The sequence below is a fragment of the Vibrio sp. YT-16 genome (assembly GCF_033337405.1).
GTDB classification, from domain to species: Bacteria; Pseudomonadota; Gammaproteobacteria; order Enterobacterales; family Vibrionaceae; genus Vibrio; species Vibrio alginolyticus.
Genome location: NZ_JAWOQQ010000004.1, coordinates 54,003 through 69,503, shown reverse-complemented (window position 1 = coordinate 69,503; position 15,501 = coordinate 54,003). Strand labels below are relative to the sequence as shown.

General features: G+C 43.7%; 10 protein-coding genes and 1 pseudogene. 5 read left to right on the top strand and 6 right to left on the bottom strand.

The features are described 5' to 3' along the window. The first annotated feature begins 75 nt into the window (after positions 1 to 75). A complete protein-coding gene (gene xthA, locus R7F07_RS08710) occupies positions 76 to 882 on the top strand; it encodes an exodeoxyribonuclease III (protein ID WP_171342754.1) in 807 nt (268 codons plus the stop codon). A gap of 92 nt (positions 883 to 974) precedes the next feature. On the opposite strand, the pseudogene R7F07_RS08705 reads toward xthA, so the two are convergent. The 6 genes and pseudogenes from R7F07_RS08705 to R7F07_RS08680 form a co-directional block, all read right to left on the bottom strand. Further along, positions 975 to 3,698, bottom strand: a pseudogene (locus tag R7F07_RS08705) (ImpA family metalloprotease). 154 nt (positions 3,699 to 3,852) lie between these two features. Next, complete coding sequence (locus R7F07_RS08700) at positions 3,853 to 4,530, bottom strand: ABC transporter permease (protein ID WP_005378435.1); 678 nt, start codon at positions 4,528 to 4,530, stop codon at positions 3,853 to 3,855. A 3-nt stretch (positions 4,531 to 4,533) separates the two neighbouring features. Further along, positions 4,534 to 5,274: an ABC transporter permease gene (locus tag R7F07_RS08695; RefSeq protein WP_005378436.1), complete on the bottom strand. Its 741-nt coding sequence runs from the start codon at positions 5,272 to 5,274 to the stop codon at positions 4,534 to 4,536. Positions 5,275 to 5,355: 81 nt separating this feature from the next. Then, the gene (locus R7F07_RS08690) at positions 5,356 to 6,126 is read right to left on the bottom strand and encodes an ABC transporter substrate-binding protein (protein WP_005378437.1); all 771 of its coding nucleotides are present in this window, start codon (positions 6,124 to 6,126) and stop codon (positions 5,356 to 5,358) included. Positions 6,127 to 6,209: 83 nt separating this feature from the next. After that, positions 6,210 to 6,980 carry an ABC transporter ATP-binding protein gene (locus tag R7F07_RS08685; RefSeq protein WP_054729268.1) on the bottom strand — a complete coding sequence of 257 codons (771 nt, stop codon included), beginning with the start codon at positions 6,978 to 6,980 and terminating at the stop codon, positions 6,210 to 6,212. Positions 6,981 to 7,244: 264 nt separating this feature from the next. After that, positions 7,245 to 8,720: a hypothetical protein gene (locus tag R7F07_RS08680; RefSeq protein ID WP_047100853.1), complete on the bottom strand. Its 1,476-nt coding sequence runs from the start codon at positions 8,718 to 8,720 to the stop codon at positions 7,245 to 7,247. Between the two features lie 453 nt (positions 8,721 to 9,173). On the opposite strand from R7F07_RS08680, the gene R7F07_RS08675 reads away from it, so the two are divergent. From R7F07_RS08675 to pflA, 4 genes are all read left to right on the top strand, one after another. Beyond that, positions 9,174 to 10,721: a DUF3360 family protein gene (locus R7F07_RS08675; protein ID WP_005378441.1), complete on the top strand. Its 1,548-nt coding sequence runs from the start codon at positions 9,174 to 9,176 to the stop codon at positions 10,719 to 10,721. Between the two features lie 303 nt (positions 10,722 to 11,024). Beyond that, positions 11,025 to 13,301, top strand: a complete 2,277-nt coding sequence (pflB, locus tag R7F07_RS08670; protein WP_005378442.1) for a formate C-acetyltransferase — start codon at positions 11,025 to 11,027, stop codon at positions 13,299 to 13,301. A 152-nt stretch (positions 13,302 to 13,453) separates the two neighbouring features. Continuing rightward, the gene (locus R7F07_RS08665) at positions 13,454 to 14,431 is read left to right on the top strand and encodes a lipid A deacylase LpxR family protein (protein WP_005378443.1); all 978 of its coding nucleotides are present in this window, start codon (positions 13,454 to 13,456) and stop codon (positions 14,429 to 14,431) included. Between the two features lie 211 nt (positions 14,432 to 14,642). Beyond that, positions 14,643 to 15,383 (top strand): pyruvate formate lyase 1-activating protein, encoded by a 741-nt coding sequence (gene pflA, locus R7F07_RS08660; protein ID WP_005378444.1) that lies wholly within the window; start codon positions 14,643 to 14,645, stop codon positions 15,381 to 15,383. Positions 15,384 to 15,501 lie beyond the last annotated feature (118 nt).

Below are 15,501 nucleotides of genomic sequence, written 5' to 3'. Positions count from 1 at the left end.
TCACCGAGACTCATTTTCAGTGCTCTTACACAATGATACTATTCATAAAAAAGTACGCCCCCAAAAGGATAAATAATGAAAGTAATCAGCTTTAACATCAATGGACTACGTGCGCGACTGCACCAACTCCAAGCGCTAATCGACAAACACCAACCTGATGTGATTGGTCTTCAGGAAATTAAAGTTCACGATGAAGCATTCCCGATTGAAGCTGTCGAAGCCATGGGCTACAAAGTGTATTTTCATGGTCAAAAAGCACATTACGGCGTAGCAATGCTTTGTAAGCAAGAGCCTCTACACGTACAAAAAGGGTTCCCGACGGATAACGAGGAACATCAAAAGCGCATGATCATGGCAACGTTTTTAAATGAAAACGGCGAAAAGGTCACTGTGCTAAACGGCTATTTCCCTCAAGGGGATAACATCAGCCACGAAACCAAATTCCCATACAAGCGCCAATTCTATAAAGATCTGATGACCTACCTAAACGATCATCACAATAACGACGAGCAATTGATTGTTATGGGTGACATCAACATCAGCCCTATTGATGCAGATATCGGTATCGGCGAACCAAACCGTAAACGTTGGCTAAAAACAGGTAAATGTTCATTCCAACCTGAAGAGCGCGAATGGTTGAAAACCTTACTAGACTGGGGCTTTGTGGACACCTTCCGTAAGCTATCCCCAGAGGTGAACGATCAATTTTCGTGGTTTGACTACCGTTCTCGCGGTTTTGATGATAACCGTGGCCTACGAATTGATGTCATTTTGGCAACCCCTTCTCTAGCGGAAAAGTGTATTGAATCTGGTATCGACTATGAGCTTCGTGGTATCGAGAAGCCTTCAGATCACGCACCAATCTGGTCAACATTTAAGTAATATATTGCAAAGCTATAAGCGAGACTCAACGCTAAGCTTAGTCCAATAAAAAGGGAGACTCAGTCTCCCTTTTCATACAAATTACCAGTTAATCACTGATTCAGCGGCCAAACCGTTTGACCATCAATAGTTATCGGTGTTTGAGCAAATTCGTTCAGACAGTAGCCTGTATTACTACTTGCAAAGTAAGTGAGCGGCATCGGCGGTAGATTCAGCGCCACAACCTGCTGTTTCGCTTTTTCTGTGAACGAGAACCCCCACATATCGAGATAGCTAGTCATATCTCGCTGAGAGATGTAGCTCAGAGCAATAAGCAACCAGTCGTTGTTCGAGATGCTATTTGCTTCTTCCCGAGAGTAGTTGGCGAAACCAATGCTCAATCGTCTCTCATCCCAAAGCGCATCGTCCGATTTTAAGCGGTTAAACTCACGTTCAATCAGGTGCAAGCGCGCCAATAAATGCCAACCATTTTTAAGCACACCTTCATGCTGCGCCGCCATCATCATTTGAATGTAAACACGAGCGCCCCAACTCCAACTGGTTTGATTTTGCGCAGCCATGTATGCGTTTGGATCCGCTTTAGTTCGGCTAACTTGCAATAATTCAAACTAGCCTTTGAAATCCAAGCTTTGGCAAGTTGAAACTTTCCCCGTATTCTGGAAGAAACGAGACTTGCTGTAATACGAGTAGTAATTGGTCGTTGAATGCCCTTCCCAGCCTGAAAATCGGAATCGACCTTTTTCTAAACCATGACCAAGCTCATGTAAATCACCGTGACCGAGTGGGCTGAATGACCAGTAAGCATCGTAAGGGTTACCCGAACAACCATAACCACACGTCGCTTGGTCAGCGTTCATGTGCTTCACCATATCAATATTGGCGATTTCCCAACCTTGATTTTTGGCATACTGGATAATTTCCGGAACCTCATCGATCCCCGGCCCTTGGAAACCAGCCAAGACATGTGGGTAGTTATGAACATACTCTTCTGTCGCTAGCGCCATTTCAGCTGGTGTCGACCACATCTCATCGTTGACAGATTCAAGCATTTTGTCACGTTTAGAGTGTACCTCAAATCCAGGCGTGATCAGTTCAGCCCAATCGAACAAATTCGCTTCAAGCTCCTGAATAAACGCATCGTTATCCTTTTCACTTCTCCATACAGGGTGTTGCGCTACATGGCTAAATGTTAGAGCTACTGGCACATCATTATTGTTAAAGTGAACCTGGATAGGCCCGCCATAAGGTGAAGTCAGCGTGATGGTTTCACCCGGCTTCACCTCATAGGCGAAAGAAGTCAGCATTTTTGGTCGCGTGTATCCATCTTTGCTGAACTCATGAGTTGCGCCACTTCTTAAACTGTTGATGACAATTTTAGTCGTCACTTCATTACTGTCATTGCGCGTGACCGTAAAGGTCTCCCCAGGAAGCGCATACACACCAGCAGAGCGGAAATTACGCTTTGATTCCATATTAATAGTTGCGCTGATTCTCTTTACTTCAGGGCTAAACTCACTACGGCTGAAGTTCCCCATATTTGGTTGTTTTGGGTTTACGCTTCGGCTGTTGTATTGCACGTAATCGGCAAAGTACGACTTTAAGAATTCGGTCGTTTGGGTTGACTGTTTGTCCATTGGGAAGACAACCGTTTGACGATAATGATCAGCCAGCAATACCATGAGTTTTTCGTATTGGTAGCCGTCTTGATTAAACAAATCTACTTTTTGTTCATCAAGCTTTTTCAACCGATGGCGAATACTGTTTGCCCCTGCATAAAATTGACTTTCCATATTCGCAGTGTCAGGACAAGATTTGTCCTCACACTGTGACAAGTCAACATTGAAGTTTTGAGATTCAAAACGAGACAACAGCGCTTGTTGCGTAGCAACAGAGTCTGGCACGAAGTTCATGAGTGATGAAGGCGCCCAATCAACCAAGCCTAACTTACGCCAATAGTTATCTCCCACATAATCAACATGGAATTTTTCCAAAATGTCTCGGCCAAGTTCAGTTAGTCCTCCATCCCAATGCAGGTATAGAACAGGAATTTGGGCTTGCTCAGCGTATGCCAGAGCATCGAGTACTTGTTGGTTGGTGTCGCCAGATTGCAGATGCTGTGACAAGATCAATAAGTTTGGAGTATTGGTTTGCAAGCAGCTAAGTAGCTTCGAACCATCGCATAGGTTGGCCTCGTTAAACGCCAACTCTTGTGAAACATTGTCTTTCAGCCAATTCCGAGTCGCTTGCTCATCCGGAAAGTAATAAGACTGGTCCATTTGCGCGATGACGACGTTTGAAGTAACTCCGCCCGACAACCAAGTGACCAGATTACTTAACCATTTCGTCATCGCTGCGTTGGAAGAGTCGGGAAAACGTTGTGCCGTTCTAAATGGGTTACTCCCTAATAGTGCGTAACGTTGACCATTAGACTTTTCCCCGGCAACGCCAATTGACATAGCTTGATCTTTGTAACCGCTTACCATGGCCTTATTGGTCATCAAGATGGTGTCGTTGAAGCCATACTTAGGTGCCAAGATCGCGGCATCATGGGTTGGATCCCAATAAAGACCTGAAAGGTTTTTCGCAATTGCAGATTTGATCGTATTCGACTGCATCTTGTGAGCTTCCACAACCTGACGACTTTCACGAATGAAATCGCTCGGGTCAGAAACGAGCAGTGCATTACCAGTTTCAAGAGCTTGTTGAACTGGAGCTGGCGTTGGTTTTACTTGAGCATTAGGTTGTGATTCTCCCTCTCCCCCACCACATCCTGTGGCTAAGGCGGCAATGCCCAACGATAGAATTGTTTTTTTCATTTTTACTTACTAAACAATGAGTTTACCGAATGTTAATGTAAGTTAATGAATAATAAGAAAGAGTCTTTTACATCGGCTGGAAAAATAGGAATGAAGATAACAAAATTATCAAAAGCAATAGCACCCATTCCGGTGCTATTGCCTCTATTGATAATTAGCTTAAAGGACGCAGATAAGCTAAGAAACGCTTCTCTGCCACTTTGAAACACCACAAGATCATAAACGTCAGTGCCATGTAGAACAGCCCCGCCGTCAGGAAAGACTCAAATGGTGCATAGTAGCGCGAGTTAACTAGACGCGCAGCACCAGTTAAATCCATGATGGTAACGATGCCCGCGACTGCACTTCCGTGCAGCATAAATATGACCTCGTTTGAATAAGCTGGTAATGCTCGACGCAATGCACTCGGCAAGATAATACGTCTGTATGTCATAAACTTACTCATGCCATAGGCTTTCGCAGCTTCCACCTCACCTTTCGGCAAACCATTAATCGCACCACGAATAATTTCTGCGGTGTAAGCCGATGTATTAAGAATAAAAGCGACCAAAGCACAGAACCAAGCGTTCTCCCACAAGGTATCTTTCACAGGGAAAAACTGATCCATGCCGTAGTAAATCAAATACAGCTGAACCAATAGCGGCGTTCCACGGAAAAAGTAAATGAATCCCCAAGAAGGTAAGCTTAGAGCGTAATTGGTACTATTGCGTGCCACGGCTAATGGGATAGAGACACACAAGCCAATAACTAACGCTAATCCCACTAACCAAACTGTTGTCCAAAGTCCCTGAAGATAAGTTGGAAAGCTTTCAATAATCAAAGAAAAGTCCATAACTTACCTCGCATGAATACTGAACTTACGCTCAACAAGCTTGAGTAGCCCGGTCGAAACGCTGGTAAAAAATAGAAAGATGAGCGCGACAGCCATGTAAAAGGTGAACGGCATTTTGGTCGTACCTGCTGCCAATGAGCTCATTCTCACCATGTCATCCAGACCAATAATGGAAACTAACGCTGTGGTCTTAAGTAACACTAACCAGTTATTACCAAATCCAGGTAATGCATGACGAATCATCTGAGGCAGTAAGATTCTTCTAAACGATAAAGCAGAACTCATCCCATAAGCTTTCGCCGCTTCTAGCTCACCTTTGTCCACCGCCATGATCGCTCCACGAAAAGTCTCCGCCATGTAGGCACCAAAGATAAAACCAATCGTGAGTACACCAGCAATAAATGGGCTGACATCAATATAATCAGGTAAGTAAGACGTCCATTCATGGTTTGGATCACTCGAGGCAAACCACTCGTTGAGCGTTTCGTTGATGGAGTAAAGGCTGTTATTTAAAAGTATTTGTCCACCAAAGAAAATTAGCATCATCAGAACCAAATCTGGAATGCCGCGAATGACGGTAGTGTAAAGAGTGGCAATCGCCCTTGCCCATTTGTAAGGTGCTAACTTAGCTAATGCGCCAAGCATTCCTAAGACCATGGCGAGAATGAGTGAAAGCACTGCAACTTCTATTGTTACTAAAGCTCCTTTCAAAATCGAAGCTTCGTATCCTTGTAAATCTAGCATAGGTGAGTTCCTAATCCCTAAACTCAAAAAATCGACCGTTGACTACTTCTAGGAACAAGCCAACGGTCGCTTAATTACGGTTTATTCACCGTACACATCGTAGTTAAAGTATTTACCAGCAATTTCTTGGTAAACACCTTTCTCACGTAGTGAAATAATTGCTGCGTCGAGTTTCTTCGTCAGATCTTTGTCTTGTTTACGAACAGCGATACCCATACCTTCGCCAAACCATTTTGGATCGGTTAACGATGGCCCAACAAACTCATAAGCTTCGCCACCTGCTTTGTTGATCACACCCTCTTCTAGAGCAGACGCATCACCTAAAACGGCAGCAATTCGACCATTTTCTAGATCAAGATACGCTTCATCAAAAGAGCCATAACGCACAATTTCAACATCATCGCCGTAGTTGTCAGTTAAGTACTTGTCATGTGTCGTCGCACGTTGCACGCCAATTTTGACATCTTTAAGATTATCAAAATCTAGACCCGCACCTTTCTTAGCGATAAATTTATTTGGGATTTGTGCGTACTTGCCAGTGAAATCGACTTTTTTCTTGCGCTCTTCAGTGATAGACATTGCTGCGATGATGGCATCGTACTTACGTGCAAGCAGAGAAGGAATAATACCATCCCAATCTTGAGCGACGATTTTGCACTTCACTTGCATCTCTTCACAGAGTGCATTTGCCATGTCTACGTCAAAGCCTTTTATTGAGCCATCAGTTTCTGTCCAGCTAAACGGAGGGTAAGCGCCTTCGATACCAAAGCGAACTGTTTTCCATTCTTTCGCTTGGGCAACACCTGATACTGCCGTTGCAGCAATCGTTGCTGCTAATAACCACTTTTTCATTTCCATACTCCTGTGATTGCTATTTTATTTCGTTTTGTTTGTTGTGTTGGCTTAGGAGGCAATAGTCTGCCGCCTAACAAATATTAGTAAATGGATGAGATAAACTGCTGTAATCGTTCTGAATCCGGGTTTGTAAATAGCTTAGCTGGATTTCCCTGTTCTTCCACTAAGCCTTGATGTAAAAACATCACATGGTTTGATACGTCACGCGCAAACGCCATTTCGTGCGTGACCACCAGCATAGTTCGCCCTTCATCTGCCAAATCTCTCATTACCCCCAGAACTTCTCCTACAAGTTCTGGGTCAAGCGCAGAAGTTGGCTCGTCAAACAACATCACCTCTGGGTCAACTGCTAGCGCACGGGCAATAGCTGCACGTTGCTGCTGGCCGCCAGATAAGTGCCCAGGGTAATAATCTTTACGCTCATACAAGCCTACCTTCTTAAGCAAGACTTCTGCGTTTTCAATCGCTTGAGCTTTTGGAACGCCTAAGACATGAACAGGCGCCTCAATCACGTTTTCTAGTACGGTTAGGTGAGACCAGAGGTTGAAACCTTGGAAAACCATTGCCAGGCGTGAGCGAATACGTTGGACTTGCTTTTCATTAGCAGGAACAGATTCACCTGCTCTGCTGTTCTTCATTTGGATTAATTCACCATTTACCCAAATTTCGCCCGCGGTAGGCGTTTCTAGCAAGTTGATACATCTGAGAAAGGTACTCTTACCTGAGCCGGAAGAGCCAATAATGGAGATAACATCTCCTTTGTGCGCGGCAAGTGAAATGCCTTTTAAAACTTCATTTTGTCCAAATGTTTTGTGCAGGTCTTTTATATCTAGCGCTGGTACATCATTCATGCGCCCTACTCCCTGTGTTTTTGTCACTGCAATTAAGGGACTCCGCCCTCTCTAATTCGGAACAAATTAGCACCGCCCTTTGAAACTTGCAACAAATTATTAACCTAAATAATTCGAATAGAAAGATACGATAGACAAATTAATATGCAATATATAGCAACATATTCTTCAAAAGTTGAATATTAAATATAAAAAAGCCCCTTTCAAAGGGGCTTAATAAATTTACAAAAGTGTTAATTGAAACCTATTCGAGGTCGCAATGAATTAATTAAAACGACTGACTACCAACGAGTTTGAAGTACGTAATGTCACTTCATTTTCTAAGCCTTCTTTTTCAGAAGTAATGATGCCATCTAGGTCTTCATCTAGTTCAGGCTCTGACGCTTCACCATTGGAGAAGAAGCTCATGAAAACTTTAGAATCAATATTACTATCTTCATTCACTACCAAAGCAGTGCGATTAAAATCGTCCGAAGCTGAAACTTTCAAACCGTTAACGGCCGATGTTGGGAAGTTGTAGTAATGCAATTCTGGAACAACAACAGAATCACTATCACTTGTTGTGAAAATGCGATGTGTGACTCTGTAGTCGCCTGAAGTTGCAAAGTAAGCGACACGAGTAAAGCCTTCAGTAGACGATGTTAAGCCCATGTCCAGATCAATCACGGACTCTGCACTTCCTTGCGCTGATACACTTGGTTTTGTGTTCGGCAGGTTATCAATATTTAAGTAAGCACTCGGATCAACGTCAATATCCCATCCGTCAGAGATCGTTTCGTTAAGTAGAGACTCCCAACCATTAACTTGATTCTCTGAGAACGCCATGTATACCCAAGTTTCTTTATTCGTTGCACTAGGGCGATTATATTCAACGGCCGTTATATCCAGCTTCAACGCGTCATATGCAAAGCCGTTAGTAACAAAGCCAATGTTGAGCGAGTCGTAAGTATAGTCAGAAGACGAATAAATGTTTGACGTATTATCCGCTCTAACTAAGGCTATCTCACCAGTTCCCCACGAACCAATACCATACTGGTAAAGCGCTTTGTCGCTTGAACCTGATTCATACTGAAACAATGCCGTTGGTTCACCTTTAAGCCCCATCAGTTCATCAGTAGGCAACATATCAGGGTTCGGAGACGTGAAAATATCGGTTTGCGAGACAAAGTTGTAATCTCCGCCACCTGATTCAGCGTTTCGGTAATCTAAGTTAGTAAACTTATTGCTTGCTAAGTTACCGCCAGTAAAGCATTTGTTCAAAGAGTCTCGGTTTAGTGCAAAAGTAGCATTACGTAGTTTCTTATCTTGCAAGAACTCTTTTGAAAACGTGTTTACGCGAGCTTCTTTGCCGTTAAATTCTATTGCTTGAAACGTCACAAAGCCGCCGTCAGGGATATCTTCAAGATAAAACTTAAAGTTATCAGTGGTAGGTTTGATAATGTCTCCGGATCTTTTGCCATCGGCATCAGAGTAGTAACCGATAACATAGTTGGTCACTTGCTCTTTTGACGCTGCACTATAGGTTAAAACCGTTTTATCGCCGTTCAGTTCAGTTTTGTGGTCATATACAGTACAACCTTTCGTAGTTGCTTCACTTTCAGTCATTGTTGCTGGTATAGCAAAATCAAAAGTAAACGCAGTTTTCGGCGCTGCACCACCGCCACCGCCGCCACCGCCGCCGCAACCGACCATTAACCCTGAGATGATTGCCACTAGTGGCAGTACTTTAAGCTGTTTCATGTCTTTTTCCTAAACTGAGCGGCAATGATTAGCCAAAAAATTGTCTTTGCTCTGTCCAAAGCAAGAATAAAGCCAGCTTTATATAATCATCGTGAATATTGACATTTAATCTGCATCTCGTGCAAAAGGACAAAAAGTTCTAATTTTATGCAACTTGTGTAATGAAATTACACAAGATCTCCGCATCTCATTCGCATGCCAGAAACTTTCTGTAGTTTTATTTCACAACCATTCTTAAAGTGATCTAAATCAATCACCCTAAATGGCTATCTTGCTAGACTCCTGCCAAAAGATGAGGCTTTTTTTGTGCCTCAACACAATAAGTTATTAGCTATGCTTAGGCACAGTGTCGACGTGTAACAAATCTAACAATAGCTAGCATAAGCGTGCCGCAGGATGCGGATTAACACAATTGAATGAAGAATTCATAACTTTTAAATATATGAGGAATCTATGTCAGACGCAGTTAACAAAACGCACTCTGATTCAGATATCGAGACCAAGAGCTACCGTGAGCTTCATCGTCCAGCATCTGAGTTCGCAAGCCGTTCAGACTACCTAGACCACGAACTACAAATTATGAAGCCACGTCGTTTTGGCTTGAACTTGCCAGGTCGTGACTTCCGCTTTGAGCTTGAAGACCTTGTTCCAGCGCTTGCTGGTACTATCGGTATTATCGCAATGTACTCTGCGGTAATGATGTCTTGGGCTGAAGGTCTTACTGCAGCATGGGACCACGTAAACTTAGGCAAGGACTTTGCTATCGAAGTTGCGCGTGTAGAAATGCTCATCCCTGCACTTCTTTTCTGTGTACTTGCCTCTGGTTTTATTAACCCTAAAGCCAACCTAGCAGGCAACCACGGCCCAATGATCCCTCTTATTGGTACCATCGCTCTTGCTGGTGCTCATCCTCTTGCATTAGCAATTCTCATTGGTGTGTTTGGTTTGATTTTGAGCCTCTTAAAAGGTGGGTCAAAACTGGTTAACCTCACCTCTGAAGGTACGGCTGGTGGCCTTCTTATTTTCCTAGGTTTAACCGGAACCATGAGCCAAATTAACTCTATTCAAGCTTGGGCTGTTGGTTTGCAATCCGATACGGTTGCCGCTGGTAGCATGGGTTACATCGGTCTAATTGTTCTTGCGGTTACCATTGGCTTATACGCGTTCCTTGCTAAAGTGAACAAACGCTGGCTAGCGATCCCTGTTTGTGCCTTCACTGGGCTTGCAATCGCACTTGCTCTTGGCGCAGGCTTCGATATTAAATTCGTAACCGAGACAGGCCTTCCAAACCTAAATCCAATCTACTGGTGGGGTTCAACAGAAGAAGGTTGGATGCTTGGTCTTCCTAATATGGAACACTTCATCGCTTCACTACCATTCGCCATTCTTGCGGTAGCAATGTGGTCACCTGACTTCTTGGGTCACCGTATCTTCCAAGAGATGAACTACCCACGTAAGAGTGAGAAAGTGCTGATGGACGTTGATGACACAATGACAATGTGTTCCGTTCGCCAAATGGTCGGTACTGCAGTGGGTGGTGGTAACATCACATCATCTTGGGGGACTTACATGATCCCTGCTGCAATCGCGAAACGCCCTATTCCTGCTGGCGCCATCTTACTAGGCTCTCTATGTATTATTGTTGCAATCCTTGGTTTTCCTATGGACGTTGCAGTATGGCCTCCAGTTATGCGCGTTGCTCTTCTCGTTGGTGTATCTCTACCACTGCTTGAAGCTGGCATGCAGATGGTGAAGGACTCGAAAGACTCACAAGCAGCAGGTATCTGTATCTTTGGTTCTGCCGTTGTTAACCCAGTTCTAGCTTGGGCACTAACTATGCTTTTAGATAACAACGGTTTAATTGGAGATAAAGAGCGCGCGTCTCGCCTATCATTTGTAGACAAGATTGTGATCCCAGTAAGCGTACTTGTTATCTGTTTAGTTGCTATGCTTGCAGTTGGTATGCTTGAAGGCCAGTATGGCATCCAAGCTTGGCTATAAGCTAGCAGTCCAGAAATTTGTGGGTAGCGCTCGTCGCTACCCCATTTTTATCGAGATTTTTGAGGATTTATTGATTTAGTTTAAGGTTTGCAAAAAAATTTTAGTTTAACCTCTAACTGTTGCTTAAAAAGAGAAACGTTAAAACTAGTGACAATATTTATAGTTTTGTAAATCGAATACGTAAATTTAAGACTATAAATATTGTTATTCATAAGAGTGTACTGTTCCCCTCTTTTATCTGGGGATAGCTGGCTCAACGGCGAAGCAGTACGTATTTTTTTCTACTAAAAAGGTAGGTATGTCATGGCAGAGCAATTTGCTAAAGCTTGGGAAGGTTTTGCTGCAGGCGACTGGCAAAACGAAGTAAACGTTCGTGATTTCATTCAGAAGAACTACACTCCGTACGAAGGCGACGAATCTTTCCTAGTTTCTGAAGGTACTGAAGCGACTAACAAGCTTTGGGCTAAGGTAATGGAAGGCATCAAACAAGAGAACGCGACTCACGCTCCTGTTGATTTTGATACTTCAGTTATCTCTACCATCACTGCTCACGATGCAGGCTACATCGAAAAAGACCTAGAAACTATCGTAGGTCTTCAAACTGACGCTCCTCTAAAACGTGCGATCATCCCTAACGGTGGTATCCGCATGGTTGAAGGTTCATGCAAAGCCTACGACCGCGAGCTAGACCCACAAGTTAAAAAAATCTACACAGAATACCGTAAAACTCACAACCAAGGCGTTTTCGATATCTACACTCCTCAAATCATGGCGTGTCGTAAATCTGGCGTACTGACTGGTCTTCCAGATGCATACGGTCGTGGTCGTATCATCGGTGACTACCGTCGTGTTGCTCTATACGGTATTGACTTCCTAATGAAGGATAAATTCGCGCAGTTCTCTTCTCTACAAGAGCGTTTTGAGAACGGCGAAGACCTACAAATGACAATGCAGCTTCGTGAAGAGATCGCAGAGCAACACCGTGCTCTAGGTCAAATCAAAGAAATGGCTGCAAAATACGGTTGTGATATTTCTCGTCCTGCTGAAACTGCGCAAGAAGCTATTCAGTGGACTTACTTCGGTTACCTAGCTGCTGTTAAATCTCAAAACGGTGCGGCTATGTCTCTAGGTCGTACTTCTACGTTCCTAGACATCTTCATCGAACGTGATATCGCGGCTGGTAAGCTAACTGAAGAACAAGCTCAGGAAATGATCGACCACTTCGTAATGAAACTACGTATGGTTCGTTTCCTACGTACTCCTGAGTACGATGATCTATTCTCTGGCGACCCTATCTGGGCAACTGAGTCTATGGGTGGTATGGGTCTTGACGGTCGTACGCTAGTTACTCGTACAAACTTCCGTTTCCTAAACTCACTATACACTATGGGTCCTTCTCCAGAGCCAAACATCACTGTTCTTTGGTCTGAGCAACTACCTGAAGGCTTCAAGAAGTTCTGTGCGAAAGTATCTATCGATACTTCTTCTATTCAGTACGAAAATGACGACCTAATGCGTCCAGACATGAACTCTGACGACTACGCGATCGCATGTTGTGTATCTCCAATGGTTGTTGGTAAGCAAATGCAGTTCTTCGGTGCTCGTGCGAACCTTGCGAAAACAATGCTTTACACCATCAACGGTGGTGTGGATGAGAAGCTAAAAATCCAAGTTGGCCCGCAAATGCCTAAGATCGAAGGCGATGTTCTTAACTACGATGAACTGTGGGAGAAAATGGACCACTTCATGGATTGGCTAGCGAAACAATATGTGACTGCACTAAACGCTATCCACTTCATGCACGATAAGTACAGCTACGAAGCGGCACTAATGGCTCTACACGACCGTGACGTTAAACGTACTATGGCTTGTGGTATTGCTGGTCTATCTGTTGCAGCTGACTCACTATCTGCAATTAAATACGCAAAAGTTAAGCCAATTCGTGACGAAGACGGTCTAGCAATCGACTTCGAAATCGAAGGCGATTACCCTAAATTCGGTAACAACGACCCACGCGTTGATGACATTGCATGTGAACTTGTTTCTGTATTTATGGGCAAAATCCGTAAGCTTAAGACTTACCGTGATGCAATCCCTACTCAGTCAATTCTTACTATCACTTCAAACGTGGTTTACGGTAAGAAAACTGGTAACACGCCTGATGGTCGTCGTGCTGGTGCTCCATTTGCTCCAGGTGCAAACCCAATGCACGGTCGTGACGAGAAAGGTGCTGTAGCATCACTAACTTCAGTTGCTAAACTGCCGTTTGCTGACGCACAAGATGGTATCTCTTACACATTCTCTATCGTACCTAACGCACTAGGTAAAGATGAGGGCTCACAACGCGCTAACCTTGCTGGTCTGATGGATGGTTACTTCCACCACGAAGCGGGTATCGAAGGTGGTCAACACCTAAACGTGAACGTTCTTAACCGTGAAACTCTAGAAGACGCAGTTAAGCACCCAGAGAAATACCCTCAGCTAACAATCCGTGTATCTGGTTACGCTGTTCGCTTCAACTCTCTAACTGCAGAGCAACAAGCTGACGTAATCGCGCGTACATTCACTGAGTCTCTATAAGACTATAGCGAAATAACGTTCTAGTAATACAACAAAGGCTGATGCTAAGTAGCATCAGCCTTTTTTATTTCTTGAATGAAAGTTGTGATATCGCGAAAGACTTTTGCCCGCATTCTTACGTATGATGCGAAAAAAGTTAGCAAATAAAGTCTATGAGATTTAGTAAATTAATTATTCTTACCCTTCTTTCTCCAGTTGCAATAGCATCCACTAAGTCTACGGTTTCTTTTACCATCGACAACGATGGTATTTTTGGCGTCGATCAAGACTATACGAATGGTGTTTTCCTTTCTTACGCGACAGACCAACTGACACAAGAAAGCCAATGGAAATGGCTGAGTCTAGCTAACTCAGAGCACGCCAATATCGATAAAATAGAGTTGGTTCTTGGCCACAAGATGTGGACTCCAAGCGACATTGAAGCCGATTATCCACTAATCAATGATCGCCCATATGCCGGTTACCTACACACCGAAATCAACTACCTTTCCCTAACGAGTGACAAAGCTGTACGGTACAATTTCACCATAGGAACTACGGGTGAAAGTTCGCTATCAGAAAAGGCGCAAGAAATCGTTCACGGCATAACAGGATCGACGGACCCTCAAGGTTGGGATTACCAGATTGAAGATAAAGTGGCGTTCAGCCTTGGTTACCGCGTATTTAACAAATTGATGCGCAGCGAAGAACAAAAAACACAATGGGAGATCACCAACATTAACGACATCAATGCGGGTAACTTCCGTAGTGATGTCTCTCAAGGCGTCATGTTTCGTTGGGGTACAAACCTAGCGAATAGCATCGGAGCCGCCAATATCAGTGTCGAAAGCCCTTTCTCAGCAAGTATGATCGCTCAGAACACGTCGAGTTGGTTCTTGTTCACCGGGTTTGAAGGTCGTTACCGCTTTAATGACATGACTATCGAAGGAGATCGTCCTGGCATTCCTGAACCGTCAGCGCCATACGACGTCACACTGCAAAATTGGCAAGCAAGTGCCGTCGCGGGAGTATCTTGGTACAACCAAAATTACGGTGCAAGCATCACCTTTACAATTAAAACACCGGATTATGAAGAAGCCCAAACCGATGTTTATGGGACAGGCTCGTTCTCCGTGTTCGCCTTTTTCTAAAAACTGGATTATCCCAGCATCGAAGTCAATCTAGATACACGGCAAGTTCTCGGGGTAGGTATTAACCACCTCGTGTTCAAGCGTTTATGCAGATTGGCTCCATCTATTTTCTTTCTTCAAATAACCTTGCCTTTAGTACCGACAAAGCTGTTTTAACCCTGCTTTTTGTAATAAAATAACAGCTAGAATTTACTAGTAATGAGAGCAAAAGATGTCAACAGCTGGTCGTATTCACTCATTTGAGTCATGTGGTACCGTAGACGGACCTGGTATTCGATTTATCGTCTTCTTGCAAGGTTGTTTAATGCGCTGTAAGTATTGCCATAACCGCGATACTTGGGACACGCATGATGGCAAAGAAGTCACGGTTGAAGAAATCATTTCCGAAGCGAAAAGTTACCGCCACTTCATGAATGCATCAGGTGGTGGCGTTACTTGTTCTGGCGGCGAAGCGATGCTTCAACCGGAATTCGTACGTGATTTTTTCCGCGCTGCTAAAGCCGAAGGCATTCATACATGTCTAGATACTAACGGTTATGTTCGTAAGCACACTGATGTTATCGATGAAGTACTGGATGCAACAGACTTAGTCATGCTTGACATCAAACACATGAAAGACGAAGTGCACCAAGATCTCATCGGTGTATCCAACCGACGCACATTGGACTTTGCTCGTTACTTACAAAAAATCGGAAAGAAAACATGGATTCGCTATGTCGTCGTGCCTGGTTACACAGATGACCCAGAAGCAGCACACATGCTTGGTGAATTTATTAAAGACATGGATAACATCGAAAAGGTCGAGTTACTTCCTTACCACAAATTAGGGGCTCATAAGTGGGAAGCGTTAGGCTTAGAATACCCACTCGAAGGCGTAAACCCGCCACCGAAAGAAACCATGGATGAAATTCAATCCATTCTTGCTCAATACAACGATAACGTAAAATACTAAGTGAACCGCAAGACTAACCTCTTTAAAATACCAGCTTATTGCTGGTATTTTTTTGATTATATCTAAGCCTTATCAGTGAGTTTCTCTGCGGTCATTTAGGTAGAAAAAGAACGATAGA

Bases quoted from the DNA above. Each gene is read 5' to 3' on its own strand.
- xthA (WP_171342754.1), top strand. From the start codon at position 76: ATGAAAGTAATCAGCTTTAACATCAATGGACTACGTGCGCGACTGCAC.
- R7F07_RS08700 (WP_005378435.1), bottom strand. From the start codon at position 4,530: ATGGACTTTTCTTTGATTATTGAAAGCTTTCCAACTTATCTTCAGGGA.
- R7F07_RS08695 (WP_005378436.1), bottom strand. From the start codon at position 5,274: ATGCTAGATTTACAAGGATACGAAGCTTCGATTTTGAAAGGAGCTTTA.
- R7F07_RS08690 (WP_005378437.1), bottom strand. From the start codon at position 6,126: ATGAAAAAGTGGTTATTAGCAGCAACGATTGCTGCAACGGCAGTATCA.
- R7F07_RS08685 (WP_054729268.1), bottom strand. From the start codon at position 6,980: ATGAATGATGTACCAGCGCTAGATATAAAAGACCTGCACAAAACATTT.
- R7F07_RS08680 (WP_047100853.1), bottom strand. From the start codon at position 8,720: ATGAAACAGCTTAAAGTACTGCCACTAGTGGCAATCATCTCAGGGTTA.
- R7F07_RS08675 (WP_005378441.1), top strand. From the start codon at position 9,174: ATGTCAGACGCAGTTAACAAAACGCACTCTGATTCAGATATCGAGACC.
- pflB (WP_005378442.1), top strand. From the start codon at position 11,025: ATGGCAGAGCAATTTGCTAAAGCTTGGGAAGGTTTTGCTGCAGGCGAC.
- R7F07_RS08665 (WP_005378443.1), top strand. From the start codon at position 13,454: ATGAGATTTAGTAAATTAATTATTCTTACCCTTCTTTCTCCAGTTGCA.
- pflA (WP_005378444.1), top strand. From the start codon at position 14,643: ATGTCAACAGCTGGTCGTATTCACTCATTTGAGTCATGTGGTACCGTA.